14 protein-coding genes and 2 pseudogenes are annotated in these 14,997 nt (G+C 62.3%); 6 read left to right on the top strand and 10 right to left on the bottom strand.

The features are described 5' to 3' along the window. Window positions 1-29 precede the first annotated feature (29 nt). The 8 genes and pseudogenes from ABMA32_RS23915 to ABMA32_RS23880 form a co-directional block, all read right to left on the bottom strand. Window positions 30-449 carry a hypothetical protein gene (locus tag ABMA32_RS23915; RefSeq protein WP_349016245.1) on the bottom strand — a complete coding sequence of 140 codons (420 nt, stop codon included), beginning with the start codon at window positions 447-449 and terminating at the stop codon, window positions 30-32. Between the two features lie 260 nt (window positions 450-709). Next, on the bottom strand, window positions 710-1,192 hold the full coding sequence (locus ABMA32_RS23910) for a DUF305 domain-containing protein (RefSeq protein ID WP_349016244.1): 483 nt from the start codon (window positions 1,190-1,192) through the stop codon (window positions 710-712). A 16-nt stretch (window positions 1,193-1,208) separates the two neighbouring features. Further along, window positions 1,209-1,970, bottom strand: a complete 762-nt coding sequence (locus ABMA32_RS23905; protein ID WP_349016243.1) for a glutaredoxin family protein — start codon at window positions 1,968-1,970, stop codon at window positions 1,209-1,211. Between the two features lie 150 nt (window positions 1,971-2,120). Continuing rightward, window positions 2,121-2,392: pseudogene (locus ABMA32_RS23900) on the bottom strand (IS66 family transposase); the annotation flags it as partial. Between the two features lie 428 nt (window positions 2,393-2,820). Next, window positions 2,821-3,534: a DUF6629 family protein gene (locus ABMA32_RS23895; protein WP_349016242.1), complete on the bottom strand. Its 714-nt coding sequence runs from the start codon at window positions 3,532-3,534 to the stop codon at window positions 2,821-2,823. Between the two features lie 320 nt (window positions 3,535-3,854). Then, window positions 3,855-6,662 (bottom strand): cation-translocating P-type ATPase, encoded by a 2,808-nt coding sequence (locus ABMA32_RS23890; protein WP_349016241.1) that lies wholly within the window; start codon window positions 6,660-6,662, stop codon window positions 3,855-3,857. A 185-nt stretch (window positions 6,663-6,847) separates the two neighbouring features. Then, window positions 6,848-7,233, bottom strand: a pseudogene (locus ABMA32_RS23885) (DUF6691 family protein). Window positions 7,234-7,340: 107 nt separating this feature from the next. Continuing rightward, on the bottom strand, window positions 7,341-7,775 hold the full coding sequence (locus ABMA32_RS23880; RefSeq protein WP_349016240.1) for a pyridoxamine 5'-phosphate oxidase family protein: 435 nt from the start codon (window positions 7,773-7,775) through the stop codon (window positions 7,341-7,343). Between the two features lie 589 nt (window positions 7,776-8,364). On the opposite strand from ABMA32_RS23880, the gene ABMA32_RS23875 reads away from it, so the two are divergent. The 4 genes from ABMA32_RS23875 to ABMA32_RS23860 are packed head-to-tail and all read left to right on the top strand — an operon-like array spanning window position 8,365 to window position 11,148. Next, the gene (locus tag ABMA32_RS23875) at window positions 8,365-8,640 is read left to right on the top strand and encodes a metal-sensing transcriptional repressor (protein WP_008837475.1); all 276 of its coding nucleotides are present in this window, start codon (window positions 8,365-8,367) and stop codon (window positions 8,638-8,640) included. Continuing rightward, window positions 8,640-9,959 carry an MFS transporter gene (locus ABMA32_RS23870; protein ID WP_349016239.1) on the top strand — a complete coding sequence of 440 codons (1,320 nt, stop codon included), beginning with the start codon at window positions 8,640-8,642 and terminating at the stop codon, window positions 9,957-9,959. Before ABMA32_RS23875 ends, ABMA32_RS23870 begins: the two co-directional genes overlap by 1 nt. Before the next feature lie 29 nt (window positions 9,960-9,988). Beyond that, window positions 9,989-10,429 carry a YqaA family protein gene (locus tag ABMA32_RS23865; protein WP_349016238.1) on the top strand — a complete coding sequence of 147 codons (441 nt, stop codon included), beginning with the start codon at window positions 9,989-9,991 and terminating at the stop codon, window positions 10,427-10,429. Beyond that, complete coding sequence (locus ABMA32_RS23860) at window positions 10,429-11,148, top strand: HoxN/HupN/NixA family nickel/cobalt transporter (protein WP_349016297.1); 720 nt, start codon at window positions 10,429-10,431, stop codon at window positions 11,146-11,148. The genes ABMA32_RS23865 and ABMA32_RS23860 overlap by 1 nt, the downstream gene beginning before the upstream one ends. Window positions 11,149-11,502: 354 nt before the next feature. On the opposite strand, the gene ABMA32_RS23855 is transcribed toward ABMA32_RS23860, so the two are convergent. Further along, window positions 11,503-12,906, bottom strand: a complete 1,404-nt coding sequence (locus ABMA32_RS23855) for an ATP-binding protein (protein ID WP_349016237.1) — start codon at window positions 12,904-12,906, stop codon at window positions 11,503-11,505. Beyond that, window positions 12,903-13,625, bottom strand: coding sequence for a response regulator (locus ABMA32_RS23850; protein WP_349016236.1), 723 nt, complete (start codon window positions 13,623-13,625; stop codon window positions 12,903-12,905). The genes ABMA32_RS23855 and ABMA32_RS23850 overlap by 4 nt, the downstream gene beginning before the upstream one ends. Window positions 13,626-13,809: 184 nt before the next feature. Here ABMA32_RS23850 and ABMA32_RS23845 point away from each other — a divergent pair, with 184 nt between their 5' ends. After that, window positions 13,810-14,340, top strand: coding sequence for an EF-hand domain-containing protein (locus ABMA32_RS23845; protein WP_349016235.1), 531 nt, complete (start codon window positions 13,810-13,812; stop codon window positions 14,338-14,340). Between the two features lie 209 nt (window positions 14,341-14,549). Continuing rightward, the gene (locus ABMA32_RS23840) at window positions 14,550-14,936 is read left to right on the top strand and encodes a DUF302 domain-containing protein (RefSeq protein WP_173194336.1); all 387 of its coding nucleotides are present in this window, start codon (window positions 14,550-14,552) and stop codon (window positions 14,934-14,936) included. Window positions 14,937-14,997 lie beyond the last annotated feature (61 nt).

Here is a 14,997-nt window from a genome sequence, read left to right as displayed (position 1 = left end):
GCACATTCTCGAGCGTGACGGCGACCACCTCACGGTCTGATGGCGCCGATAGCGTTCCCTTGATCCTGACATCGGAATTGTCGTCGGGCGTGAGTTCGAATGGCGTCGTCCCCCCTGGCGGTCGTTCTGTCCCATACGACCGAGCCGTAGTCGTAGTCACCCTCCGCCGCGAACGTGGGCTCCATCGGCGTCTCCGAAAGAAACAGATAGAACTCCACCGCTCTCGGAGCCCCTTCCGGCACACGGCCCCACAGCCAGTCTTCCGCCTTGGCGCGCGACGGCTGCAACTCGGCAACGAGGGCACGGCAATCGTCATCCGTGGGCGCCCGCGACGTAACCGGGTGCCAGAGGTATACGCCGACGGGCGGCCCAACGTTGTCGTCTCCGGCCGCTCCTTCAGCGGCAACGATCAAGGCCGCAGCGGTCGTAAGGATTCTGATTCCTCTCATGGCCGTCACCTCGGGATATCAATCTCCTGCTTTCCGTTCGCGTCTCGATAGCCCAACATCTGAGGAAGCGCTGTAGGGTCAGCCTTCCGGCCGACGTCGTCGCGTGCTCGTCATCTAACCACGACTCCGGCTTCACCGTCTCGCGCAGGATAAGCGATCCGTCGGAAACGAGGCCGAACATGATCAGGCACGCGGCATTATGTCGACCGACGAGCGCGTCTCCGTACGCGGTGTGGCCCATCGCCGGTCGGCGGCGATGGCTACGGTAGCCTCTCAGCGATACGTTCCATTTGATCGATCTCTTCCCGTTGCGCCTTGGTGATCTCGCTGCACAGGGCCACCAGCTCAGGATCGTTCAGGTTCGCCTCCCGACACATCAGGATCGCGCCGGAGTGATGTGGGATCATCGATGCGACGAACTGTCGGTCGTCGATCAGAGCCTGGGCCCGCGTCGCCCAGAAGGAAGCCGCCGTCAGGAGGGCAAAGACGATGTAGAGAGCGACGTTCATGCGCCTTTTGGGGAACATGCCCGGCATCGTCACCAGCATGAAGATGCCCATTGGCGCCCACATGGTGACTGCCATGTAGAACATGTTCAGGTTGTTCCTGAAGTCGCCCAAGCCGTCGATCATCGTAAACATGACGACGTACATGACCGCGAGGCCGAGTACCATGTTTACCCAGAACATCATGTAGGGACGGCCGTGCCCGCCCGAATTGTGGTTTCCGTGATCCTGTGACATCGCAGTCTCCTTCGTTTCAGTGCCCCATGCCGATCGGCTTGAGGATCATCCAGACGGCCATGCCGACCATCATGAGGTTCTCGGTGAGCGAGACGAATCCAAGCGGCACGTTGCTGTCGCCGCCGACGCAGGCGCACTTGAGTTCCCGGCGGTCGATATATACGGCCTTAAACACCGACACCGCCCCGATGCCTCCGATGAAAAGTGCGACAGGGATCGAGATCCAAGTCAGTGTGCCAGAGATCATCAGCACGCCCGCCAATCCCTCGGCGAAGGGGTAGATCCTGGCATAAGGCACCCAGCGCTTCGCCAGCAGGTCATAGTTCAGGAACATGGTCGCGAAGCTGTCGACGTCCTTCAGCTTCTGGAGCGCGAGAAGACACATGGCGAAGGCCACGAACCATTCGGCCGCCGCGAGCGTGGCGACGGTGCCGTAGGCGGCCCAGCTACCGGCAAGTGCCATTGCAAGCGCCATGCCGAAGAGCGCGATGACAGGGGTGTAGGTGACGGCGTCCTTGTCCTTGACCTCCTTGCCGAGATATTCGCGCAGGTCGTCGTAGCCGCCGACGCGCTGTCCCCCGATGAAGGTCTGGGGAGTGGTCTCAACCTGATGCTTCGCCTTGAAGGCGTCCGTCTGCTCTCGCGATTGCAGGTGATGGTCTTCAACCTCGAAGCCCTCACGCTTCAACAGGTCAAGCGCTTTCAGGCCCCACGGACACGTATGTTCAGGGGTGACCATTCTGTAGAGTTCGGCCTTCCGCGCCGCTGAAACCGCCATAATCGATTCCTTCCGGCGGAGAACCATCTCTCGCGGCAATGGTTCCGAACCTGGCAGTCACGGGGCAGTCGCCGCATACCCCACCTCGTCGAGCGCCAGCGAGAAGGCATCAGCTGGGAGTGCGGACTCGATCGTCACCTTCCCCGTCGCCGGACGCAAAAGCCCGGTGGCGCGGCCGACCCAGTCGGCCAAGGTCGAGCAACAGATTCAAGCCCTGTCGGGAGTAGATCTGCGTTTCGCCACATCGACAGGGGGGTCGCCACATTTGCTCACCAGCACCCGCGCGACCGTCGACTGGGTCGAAGGCCGCCTTCGATCATTTGCGCCGGCGCCGGAGCCTGCACGACCACCTCCTCGGATGCGCGGCAGGCATATTTGAGCCGGCGCACGACGATCACGCGCAGCTGAGCCGGCACGATGTCGGGCGGCGTTTCCGCTGTTTCGGCAGCCACTGTACCCGCCGGCTCCGACACCGGCGCTGCGACCACCGTCGGACCAAATAGCGCTTCTGGTGCCGACACCTCCGCCACCGGCAGACCCGCGGCCCGACGCCAGGCGCAAATTTGCTGCGGGGACGATGGTATCGCCGAACCACCGCATTCACGGTCTCGCCGACATCGTACCTTTCCGCTACGATTCGCGCTTTCTGCTCCGGCAACCATTTGGGCCGCCGCCGGAACCCATGAACACCTCGAAACGGCGCGCGGGCTCAGATCGCTGGATTCAAGCGTAAGCTCTGAAATCGTCATGTGTCGAAACCCTCAAAGGCTCGGATCGTCGTGACACACGGCGGCGCGCGAAAGATGCCGCCGGAACAGCGCTCTTACGTTCAACCTTCAGATAGCGACGATTAAAGCCACGCTTTGGACGGCGCCATTTCCGGGAAAAGCTCCGGACATTCCCGAGCGCATTTGTTCTTCAGGATGATGTAGACCAGATGCAAGGTGGCTAGTCCGGCGAGCAGGCAGAAAAACGAAATATAAGCGTAAGTCAGCAAAGTCATATCGATGACCACAACAGCTACCAGTGTCAGCGCGAAGTGGCGCAGGTGCAGGTAGTGGGACATGGCAGGGGGCACGATGATCAGCAAGACATAAATCACATTGGTCAATGTGCGGGGCATAAGGTAATCCAGCCACATCGACTTTTCATAGGCCAGCGACTGGTTGTTGATCTCGACCACCACCATTTCGGAATGCAGTCCGTGCGGGACATAGAGCAGAACGCCGAATACCAGCCCTATTAGCGAAAAGATCAAGAAAAGCGGCTTGCGCGGGCTGTCAGAGGGTTCGATCACATACATTGAAAACGGCACCCAGATCGGCCACATGAACCAAGTGAAAAAAATGAACCCGAGTGCCCCCCAGAGCACCTGAAACGGATTGTCGCCGGTCATTCCTAGCCAGACATTGCCCTCCATGAATTGCTGTAGTCCCGCAAACAGCGGCATCAGGGCCATGGGCACATAGCGCCAGTTTTTCCGCGCAGCGATGATTGTGATCGCCGTACCGCCGCCTACCAGAAACACGCTGGCGGCAAAGCTGACCTGAGCTGACAGACACATCCAATTTTCCTCAGTGAATTTTTCAGGTTGGCAGGCCGTGATTGGTTTCCGTCACAAGTCTGGCGATAGGGTGCTCGGCCCGATCAGACCGAAGTCGGAAAGACTTGAACGAACAGGCCACCGCTCACTTATAACATGGCGGTGGTCCCAACCATACTAAGCACGCGAAGCGAAACTGGCATTCCAGTCACCGGACCCGGACTGACGCTTTGGACCAGCACCTGAAGCTGTGGTCTACGTCGCGTCTGAACTGTGCATCAATTTCATCCTTCTCGCCCTTTTTGGCTAAGAGAAAGGATGCCTCGCAAGTCCGTACATTCCTACACCGCCAGTTTTCCTCTCCAACGCAGCGCCAACTTGAGAATCTCGCCAACCCACAGCACGCTGCTGCTTATCGCGAAACAGACCAGCCATTGTTCGAGCGGCAGTGGGACTGTTCCGAACGCTGCGTTGAGCGGGCCAAAATTGACGACCGCAATCTGGAGCAAGAATGACAGGCCAATCGCCGCCCACAGCCACCGATTCGTAAACATATGGCGGAAGGCACTGGTGGTTTCGGAACGCGCATTGAAGCAATTGAACAATTGGGCAAGAACCAGCACGGTGAACCCGGCAGTTCGAGCTTGATCAAGACTTTGCGACCCCTCAATCAGTCCGCCAGGCAGGTAAAGATCGATGGTGACAAGCGTCGCCAGCGCCATGACCAGGCCGATCACGATCACACCGCGCCACATGCGCGCGTCGATGGCGCGCTCGTTTGCCCTGCGGGGCGGATGCGCCATCACATCGTCGGTTTCCGGGTCGATGCCCATCGCAAGCGCGGGACCGGAATCGGTGACCAGATTGATCCAAAGAATCTGGGTGGCCAGCAACGGCAGCACCAACTCGCCGCCGCCACCTAGCCCGATCACGCCGGCCCCGACGACGCCGAGGAACACGGTCAGAACCTCCCCCATATTGGACGACAGCAGATAACGGAGGAATTTGCGGATATTGTCGAAGATGGCGCGACCTTCGCGCACCGCCTCGACGATGGTGGCGAAATTGTCGTCGGCCAGTATCATCTTGGCCGCCTCCTTGGTGACCTCCGTGCCGGTGATCCCCATGGCGACGCCGATGTCCGCTGCCTTTAACGCCGGAGCGTCGTTGACGCCGTCGCCAGTCATTGCCACCACATTCCCGTCGGCCTGCAGCGCATCGACGATGCGCAGCTTGTGCACGGGCGCGACGCGGGCATAGACCGAGGTCGCCCGTACCGCAGCCGCGAAACCAGCATCGTCCATCGCGTCCAGTTCGGCCCCGGTCAGTGCCTTCTTTCCGTTCTCGACAATGCCCAGGAGGGCGGCGATGCGCGATGCTGTGCGTGGATGGTCGCCAGTGATCATCATCACTCGGATGCCGGCGTGGCGAGCTTGCGCTATCGCGACTGCCGCTTCCTCGCGCGGCGGGTCGATGATGCCGACAATGCCGACGAAAATCAGGTCGCGCTCGAGCGTCTCGCTGGCTTGCGGATCTTCGTCGGCTCCCAGCGGCCGATAGGCCACCGCCAGGGTCCGCAACGCCTCGTCCGACAGGCGCTCCACATCGGCGTGCGCGTGTGCACGCTGCGCCTCGTCGAAGGGGACGACGTCCATGCCAACCCTGATGCGATTGCAATGCCCCATCAGCACGTCCGGCGCGCCCTTTGTGATGAGGATACGTTCGCCGCCATGCTCGTTGTCGCGCTCGATGGTCGACATCATCTTGCGTTCGGAGCTGAATGGGATCTCGCTGATGCGCTCGAAGCGTCGCTGGCGGCGGTCCTCGACGCCGAGCTTGCGCTCAGCCACAAGAAACGCGGCTTCGGTGGGATCGCCCTGGATTTCCCAAGTTCCGTCTTCCGTCTGCCGCAAGGCGGCATTGCCGGCTAGGCTGCCTCCGCTCAGGACGACAATCTGTTCGGAGCGAAGCGCTCCTTCCGGCGCCACACCGTCGTCGACCTCCAGGCGGCCCAGCGGCGCATAGCCGACGCCCGTGACGCGGCTGCCGCCCGATGCGGTCATGATCCGCTCGATAGTCATCTCGGAGCGCGTCAGCGTGCCGGTCTTGTCCGAGCAGATCACAGACGCCGAGCCAAGGGTCTCCACCGACGAGAGGGTCTTGACCACGGCGTTGCGTTTGGCCATGCGCTGGACTCCAAGCGCCAGCACGAGAGACAGGATGGCGGGGAGACCTTCCGGCACCGCCGCTACTGCTAGCGATACGCCCAGCAGCAGCACGGTGATGACGTCGGAAGGGCCTTTTATGTCGGACACCAGCAGCACCGTGGCGACGACGATAACGGCGATGATGACGACGGCGATGCCGAGCGTCCGACCGATCAGCGCCACCTCCCTTTGCAACGGCGTCGGCTGCTCCACCGTGGCGTCGAGCATCGTGGCGATGGCGCCCATCTCGGTCTGCATGCCGGTCGCGGTGACGACGGCGCGGCCGGACCCCTGAACGACCGCTGTCCCCTTGAAGACCATGCAATACCGCTCGGCGAGTGGTGTCGGCCCGCCTAGAGGGGCCGCGTTTTTCAAGACCGCCTCACTTTCCCCGGTAAGCGACGCCTCCTGCACGCGCAGACTGTTGGAGAGCAGAAGCCGACCATCGGCGCCAACGGCATCGCCTTCCTCCAGCAGCAGGATGTCGCCCGGGACCAACTCGGCGCTAGGGATGCGCCTTCGCTCCCCGTCGCGCAGCACCGAAGAGGTGACGGCCGTCATCCGCGCAAGCGCGGCAACGGCGTTGGCGGCCCTCGCTTCCTGCACGAAGCCGAGAACAGCATTGGCCACGACCACCATGGCGATGACGATCGCATCGATCGGCCAACCCTCACGGCCCTCGATCAGCCAAGCCACAAGGGCGACGACGATTGCGCCGAGCAGCAGATAAACGAGCGGGTCCTGAAACGGGGCCAATACGCGGCGCCAAGCGGGCATCGACGCCACCGCCCGCAATTCATTGCGGCCATATTCCGTCAGACGCCGCGTCGCCTCCGGGACGGTCAGACCGCTCTCGGCATCGCTGCCAAAACTCTGCACTACAGCGTCGGCTGCCCGCAGCGAATAATCATCGAGTGTGGGAGACTGGAGCCGCTCGTTCAAATCACTGCCCTTGCTCTGCGGATTTCACGCGTGCCGGCCGCGTCCCGACCATCGTAGCCGACAAGGCCGCGAGTAGCTCCTCATTGGTCGCGTCGATGCAAGACCGAGGCGTTCAACCAGGCATTTAGCTTACCGCTCGGCGTCGCCTCTTTCACTTGAGGCTTTGTCGGGCAGCACGAAGCAGGTCATTCCGCTCGCCGATGGCGCAAGCCGCCAACCATGCTAAGGAACATCGCGAGGAAAGAAAATACCAGCGTCCCCGGCTTCCCGAGTCCGAGCGCCGCCAGTGCCGTGTCCGGACAGAAGCTGCCAAGACCCCAGCCGATACCGAAGATCGCACGTCTCTGTCGGGAGGTGGAACATGCCGCCGGTGATCGGGCCATCACGCCGCAGCACCAGCCGATAGCCGACGAATGCCACGACTACGGCGCTCCCCATTGACGAAGGCGAGCGACGGATCCCGTGTGCCGAAGAGATCGAGGAAGTTGAGGACCCTGGCCGGATCGAACATGCCAGAGATCACAAGACCGAGACCGAAAAGCAGGACGAGCGCGAGATTGACGAGGATCAGGCTCCGATGATTGTGACCCTGCGGTGAGGACGGTGAGGTGCCAGCGCGCTTTTGGACCCACAATTACTGCACTTGCTGGCGAGGATCGTATCAAAACGCGTGGAGTGCTATTCCTTTGCCTCCCGCCCGGACGTCTGCTCGATCGAGATTCGAAAGAAGACGTGCGGCGAATGGTCCGACACCTCAGATTCGACCGGTTTGAGACCGCCCGGCTCCCACCAGTCGAAATGTCTGCTCAATTGCGACCAAGCATGATCCCGCCCGGCACAATCAAGCATTTCTTCATAACGACCGTCGACAACTACGCTTTTCCATTCGCGCCGTTCGCCCCCCTCGTGCACCTGGAGTGACACCATAGGATTGCCTCGCATCCATTCAATCTTCTTGCCCGGCATGGAGAATGCGTAAAGATGGCTGTCCGCGTAAGCACAGTAGATTGGAACCACATAAGGCCGCCCGTCTTTTGCGCAGGCCAAGCGGGCTACGCGATTTGCCGCAAGCAGCTTCGTGCACTCTGCCGTGGAAAGTGTACGGACTATCATTGGCCGACCTCCGGCTTTGATCCCCTCATGAAGGCGCAGTTCAACACTATGGCGCCTATCGTAAACGCTTCCCCGTTCACAGAAACACGATTCGCACGATGATTGGAGGTGATACCTTTCACCTACGATGGCAGCTCGTTTTGGGTAAGCAACATATCGAATCAATTCCCAGGAGAGGGTAGGCACGAATGTTTCGCATCGACGTAGAACACCAGGCGATGAAGCTGAACAGTCAGTCCAGACGATCTATCCGTCTTTGATGCAGGTTAAGGCCCGTTCGAACGGAACGTGATACCGGCATCGCATATATCGCATCGCGTCGCCGTTCGCGTTTGTCATGAGAATGGCCGTGATGATCATGAGCCGCCGCCAAATCTGACAGGGCAAAACCGGAATGGTCCGGAATACACGCTTGGAATGCCAGAACCGCGAAGGCGAGCACGCAGATCAAGAGGCCTTTGCGGCCGAGATGGCTGTTCGGGTCGGTATCGTCATCCAGCGGTATAAGGCGTTAGTTGAGGCAAGGTTAGGGTGGCGGGGGTGCTTCGCTTGTTGACAGCATCCCTACCAGGGGGATAGCAACTGCGGCATGACAGAGCACCGCCACGCCTCCCACCCCGACATCGTCAAGCGCCTGAAACGCGCCGAAGGCCATTTGCGTAGCGTCGTCGCCATGATCGAGGCGGGAAAACCCTGCCTCGACGTCACGCAGCAGCTTCACGCGGTAGAGAAGGCCGTCGCGCAGGCGAAGCGCACGCTGATCCAGGACCATCTCGAACATTGCCTGGAGGACGCCGTCGGACCGCTTCCGAGAGAGCGCCGCCGCTCCGTCGACGAGTTCAAGGAAATCGCGAAGTACCTTTGATGCTCGGCGTTCTTTCCAACCGCACCTACCGCCACCTTTTCCTTGCTCAGGTCGTCGCGCTGATCGGAACCGGGCTTGCGACCGTGGCCCTAGCCCTGCTCGCCTTCGACCTGGCGGGCGAGAACGCCGGGGCGGTGCTGGGCACGGCGCTGGCGATCAAGATGGTCGCATATGTCGCCGTCGCGCCGGTGGCGGCCGCTTTCGCGGAACGACTTCCGCGCCGGGCCATGCTGGTCTCGCTTGACATCGTCCGCGCTGCGGTCGCACTTCTCCTCCCGTTCGTCACTGAGATCTGGCAGGTCTACGTCCTGATCTTCGTGCTCCAGTCTGCCTCCGCCGGGTTCACGCCGACCTTCCAGGCGACGATCCCGGACGTGCTTCCAGACGAGAGGGAGTACACCCGAGCTCTGTCGCTCTCGCGGCTCGCCTACGATCTGGAAAGCCTGGTCAGCCCGGTGCTGGCGGCGGCGCTCCTGACCGTCATCAGCTTCTACAATCTGTTCGCCGGGACCGTCGTCGGCTTCCTGGTCTCCTCGGCACTGGTCGTCTCCGTCGTACTGCCGAGCCCGAAGGCGAGCGCACCGCGCGGCATCTACGACCGTACCACGCGCGGCATCCGCATCTATCTGGCAACGCCGCGCCTCAGGGGCCTGCTTGCGATCAACACGGCGGTCGCTGCCGCCGGCGCGCTGGTGATCGTCAACACGGTCGTCTACGCACAGGCCGTCTTCGGTCTCGGCCAGAGCGAGACGGCACTGGCGCTTGCAGCCTTCGGCGGCGGGTCGATGCTGGTCGCCCTGGTCCTGCCGAGGCTGCTCGATAGCGTATCTGACCGAGCCGCCATGCTGGCGGGCGCTTCGGTCCTCGCCGTAGCGACGTTCGCGGCGGCAGCCATCCCCTCCTATGGTTGGCTGCTTCTGCTCTGGTTCGTCATCGGCGCCGGCTACTCGATGTCGCAGACCCCGTCCGGGCGGCTCTTGCGGCGCTCGTCGCGCGCCGAGGACCGTCCGGCGCTGTTCGCCGCCCAGTTCGCGCTCTCGCATGGATGCTGGCTTGTCACCTATGCACTTGCCGGATGGGCCGGGGCCGCGTTCGGCCTTCAGGCAACCGCTTTGATTCTCGCCGCCGCCGCTGCAAGCGCCGTCGCGGCTGCCGCGTGGCTGTGGCCTGCCGCCGACCCTGAGATCATCGAGCATTCCCATGACGGCCTGCCCGGAAGCCATCCGCATTGGGGAGAAGGCGCTGTCGCTGACCGGAACAGCCATGCCCATGCTTTCGTCATCGACGACCTTCACGGCAGATGGCCGCATGCGCGCTGAAACCTGTTCGCATCGGTTCCAACGACCCGATGGATGACATCGCCATTCTGGGCGGGTTGTTCGCGATCGCCTTCGTCGCCGCCACGATCCTGCCCGCGCAGTCGGAAGCCGCCCTTGTCGGCCTTCTCGTGGCCGACACTCACCCTGCCATTCTGCTGGTCGCCGTCGCCAGTATCGGAAACGTGCTGGGCGCCATGGTCAACTGGGCGCTCGGGCGCGGCGTGGAGCGTTTTCGCGACCGACGATGGTTTCCGATCGGCCCTGCCGCGCTCGACCGGGCGACGGGGTGGTATCGCCGCTGGGGACGCTGGAGCCTGCTGCTCAGCTGGGCGCCGGTCGGCGGGGACGCGCTGACGGTCGCGGCGGGAGTCCTGCGCGAGCCGCTTTGGAGCTTCGTCCTCCTGGTCACGATCGCCAAGACCGCGCGTTACGTCGCGCTGGCCGCCACCACGCTGGGCATCCTCGGATGATGGGTCTGCTTCAGGAACTGGTCGCGATCCAGCGCGAGATATACCTCGCCTTCGCCGCGCGCATCGGGAACTTCGCCGAGACGGGCGACTGGCAGCTGCTGGCGGCATACCTTCCCATGGGGATCGTGTTCGGCGCGGTCCATGCGCTCACGCCCGGTCACAGCAAGGCAGTGCTCGCCACCTATCTGACGGGCTCGACCGCCACCCTCCCGCGCGCGCTTGTGGTGTCGCTTGCGCTGTCCTTCACGCATGTGACGATGTCCGTTCTGATCGCGCTGTTCTCCCTGCCGCTGGTGTCCGTGGCCTTGGGCAGCGTCGGCCGAGCGCCCCTGCTGGAAGATCTTAGCCGGGGCGTGCTCGGTCTGATCGGGCTGTGGATGCTGTGGCAGGCGTTTCGCGGGACCGCGCATTCACATGGCCGCGAAGGCTCCTTGGTCGGCTTCATGGCCGGGCTGATCCCCTGTCCGCTGACGCTGTTCGTCATGACCTTTGCCATCTCGCGGGGCGTGCCGCAGGCGGGCGTCGCCTTCGCGGCCGTGATGATGATCGGCGTGGTGCTGGTGCTGTCGGTGGTGGCGCTGGCGGCAGTGCTGTTTCGGCAGCAGCTTCTGCGCCTGCTGGCAGCCCGGCCCCGCATGGTGGACGCCGCCACCCGGACGATCCAGGTGACGGCGGGCCTCATCCTGGTGACAGTAGCCTGGAACGCGATCGCCGGCTGAGCCTGCCTGACGCGGACCGCACCAGCGCGATGGATTGTGCATGCGGATCGCGGTCTCCCCATAGGGCTCGGGCTCAAGAATCGCGTCCATCATCCCGGCACGCGGAAGGACGCACCATTCCAAGCCAATGACGCGCAGGCGCACGGCAAGACGGTCTTCCCTTATCCGACCACGGTAGAGGCCCGAAACTCGCGGTCCAGACATTCGAAATGGACATGGCGAAGATCAGCTGTTGCGCTGGATGAGGATTTTGATCAACCCGCATGCCCTGGTTGTCGCTTATCGGTATCGGGCTCGTTCCAGTTCTGCGGTGGACCATCGTTCCATCGCTTGTTCTTTAGCCGCTAGGCTGATTCACGTATCTCCGATCGGAAGCCGCACCATAGCGTCCAACCCGCCTCCAGCGCGGTTCCGCAGCAGGACCGTTCCGCCATGCGCCTGAACAATGGTTCGGGCGAGGGCCAGACCCAAGCCAACCCCGCCCGTATCCCGGTTGCGAGACCCTTCCAGCCGCACGAAAGGCTCAAAGACGGCCTCAAGCTGATCCTTCGGCAATCCCGGACCCGTGTCGGCGATGGTGATGATAACCGTTCCCGGTTCTTGCGTCAGGGTAACGTTTGCCACGTCGCCATAGCGGACCGCATTGTCCATCAGGTTGCGCAGCGCTCGGTTCAGCGCGTGAGGGCGAATGGTGACGGGCATCGGCCGCGATGGTGTGAGGTTCGCCCGATCCCCGCCCACATCGCCCACTATATCGGCCAGCAGAGCAGCTAGATCCACCGTGGCTTCGGGTTCCGCCTTGGCGACTCCGCGCGCATATTCCAGCGTCGCTTCGACCATGGCCTGCATTTCCTCGACAAGCGACTTCAGGCGGACACTGTCCTCGGTTTCGTCCAACATCTCGATCCTGAGCCGCATCGCGGTAAGGGGAGAACGCAGATCATGGCTCAGCGCCGCGAGCATATGTGTGCGCTCAGTCACAAAGCGCGTCAGCCGGTCCTGCATCCGGTTGAAGGCCAGCGTGGTGTTGCGGACCTCTGATGGCCCGGTCATGGGCAGCGGACCAGCATCAAGACCACGCCCCAGCCGGTCGGCCCCCACGGCAAGCGCGCGCATCGGGCCCACTACACGCCGAGCCGTCCACCAAGCCACTAGGGCTACAGCAACGGCCATCAACAGCAGCGGCAACAGGGCCTTCGGCGAAAGTTGCGGGCCTGGGCGATGGAACATCGTGCGCACATTCAGCCAATCGCCGCTGGCCAGACGGATCGAAAGCGTCATTTCCACCGCTTCCGTCCGCCCGGCCATCATCGCGTCGTGCATGGGGCGCATTGCGGCTGGCATGCCCTCGGGCATCGGCATACGAGTTATGGAAATGGCATGAATATCTGCCCGGATTTCATGTTCTGGATTGCCGAGGATTTGCCGGATCTGACTCTGAACAGAGTCTGCATCGGTGCCATCATGCGGTGCTTCAGGCGCAGGTCCCACTTCGAACCGAACCAGGGGCGAATCTGCCGCCCTCAGGATAGAGGGGCGCAGATCTGCTGGCGCGTCGTCCAGCAGCAGCACGACATTCGCCGCGCGTCCGGCCACCTCGAAACCCAAGGCCGCCCGCACGGCGCGGTTGCGCTCGTCGGTCAGCAGCAGGAGGCCAAGCCCCTGCGTCGCGACGAGCGCAAAAAGCAGCATGGCCAGCAACTGGCCACCCAAGGACTGAGGGAACAGATTGCCCAGACGGGCGAAGCGCGCCTTCACGGCATCTCCCTTACATCGGCGGCAAGACTGTAGCCGCCTCCCCAGACTGTCGCGATTAGGACGGGCTTGGTTGGATCCGCCTCGATCTTGCGGCGCAATCGGCTGATCTGGTTGTCGATGGTGCGATCAAACACCTGTGCCGCCCGGCCAGAGGTCAGATCGAGTAGTTGATCGCGACTGAGCACGAAGCGTGGGCGGGCCAGAAACACCGTCAGAAGGCGGAATTCGGAGGTGGTCAGCGCGACTTCGGCGCCTTCGGTATCGACCAGCCTCCGCCGGTCGGTATCCAGAACCCAACGGTCGAACGCCAGCCTGTGCCCGGCAATGTTGCCACCCGGCATCCGCGCCCGTTCGGACCGTCGCAGGATTGCCTTGATCCGGGCCAGGAGTTCGCGCGGATTGAACGGTTTCGGCAGGTAGTCATCGGCCCCAACCTCAAGTCCAACGATGCGGTCGGTATCATCCCCAAGTGCGGTCAGCATCAGGATCGGTATGCTACCCTGGGCGCGCAAACGGCGGCAGGCCGACAGACCGTCTTCGCCCGGCATCATAACGTCCAGTACGATCAGATCGAACTGCCCCACCTTCATCGCCGCGTCCATCGCCAGGGCATTTGCCGCGGTCGTCGCGCGCATGCCGTTCTTTTCCAGATACTTCGCCAAGGCATCGCGAATCTCGCGGTGATCATCGACGATCAGGATATGGGGCGGACTGGTCATCAGCATATCTCCTGGACCTGACCCTAGCCGATCCTAGGGGTCACGCGGGCAGAAGATTGTCGCAAACCTTCACCGGAATGGTGTTTGCGACAGTTTGATACAAATGACCGTCCCGCCTGACAAACCTGTGGGACACCTGCACCCCAGATTGAACTCATCGCAGATCAATTCAGGAGTGATAATCATGAAACGTTCAACGAAGCTGACCCTCTCAGTCGTTGCAGCCCTTGGGCTTGCAGCGGTTGCAGTGCCCGTCATCGCCCAGCAGGCGCAGATGCAGCATGGCGGTATGATGGGCGATGGCATGGGTATGATGCGTGGGCACGGCGGCATGAGGGATGCCGGCCATCACGGCATGATGGGCGGCGGTATGGGCATGATGATGGGTGGGCACCAGAGCTATTCCATGGCCACCTTTGATACCAACAAGGACGGTACGCTCAGCCCCGAAGAGATGACGGCAGGCATTCAGGCAGAACTCAAGACCTATGACACCGATGCCAATGGCAAGCTGTCGTTGGAGGAATTCGCGGTGATGCATGCGGCGCACACCCGGCCGATGACGGTGCGCGCTTTCCAGATGCACGACGTCGACGGTGACGCGCTAGTGACCGAGGCTGAAATGGCGGCCATGGCTGAAATGATGCAGAGCCACATGGCCGGGCAGCAAGGCGGAATGCCGGGAATGGGTAAAGGCACGATGGACAACAACTGACGTGAGTGCAGCCCCGCCGCTTTGACGCAAGTCTGGCGTCGGGGGCAGAGCCATCATGTGATAGGAGAATTCGATGATGAACGACTACGGTATGGGCTTGGGGATGGGGTTCGGCTGGCTGGGGACGATCGTCATTCTGGTCCTTGTGGCTCTAACAATCGCCGCCCTGATCAAGTATTTGCGAAAATGACCTGCAGGGAGAAATCACCATGAATTATACGTTCAATCGGTTGGTAACCGGGGCGAACTTTGACGAGGTCGACGCCCGCACCCGGAAGGCGCTTGCAGACAAAGGCTTTGGCGTCCTGACCGAAATCGACGTCAAGGCGACTATGAAGAAGAAGCTCGACGTGGACATGCCGCCCTATCGAATCCTTGGCGCCTGCAATCCGAAGATGGCGCATCAGGCCATCGGTATCGAGCCGCGCGTTGGCGCGATGCTGCCCTGCAATGTGATCCTGCGCGAGGTCGCAGGCGGGGTTGAGGTCAGCGCGATTGACCCGGTGGCCTCGATGCAGGCGATCGACAATCCTGCACTGCATGCGGTTGCGGGTCAGGTACGCGACCTGCTGGCCGAGGCGGTCGCGGCGATCTGACAGGCAGGCCCGCCGATCTCGGCGAGTAGCAACACGGCGGCAGCCGTCCGTTTCCGCCCGA

Origin of the sequence: Mesorhizobium quangtriensis (genome assembly GCF_040081925.1) — a bacterium.
GTDB classification, from domain to species: Bacteria; Pseudomonadota; Alphaproteobacteria; order Rhizobiales; family Rhizobiaceae; genus Mesorhizobium_K; species Mesorhizobium_K quangtriensis.
Note: the sequence above shows the minus strand (reverse complement) of the source record. Positions and strands in the feature narration are given on the sequence as shown.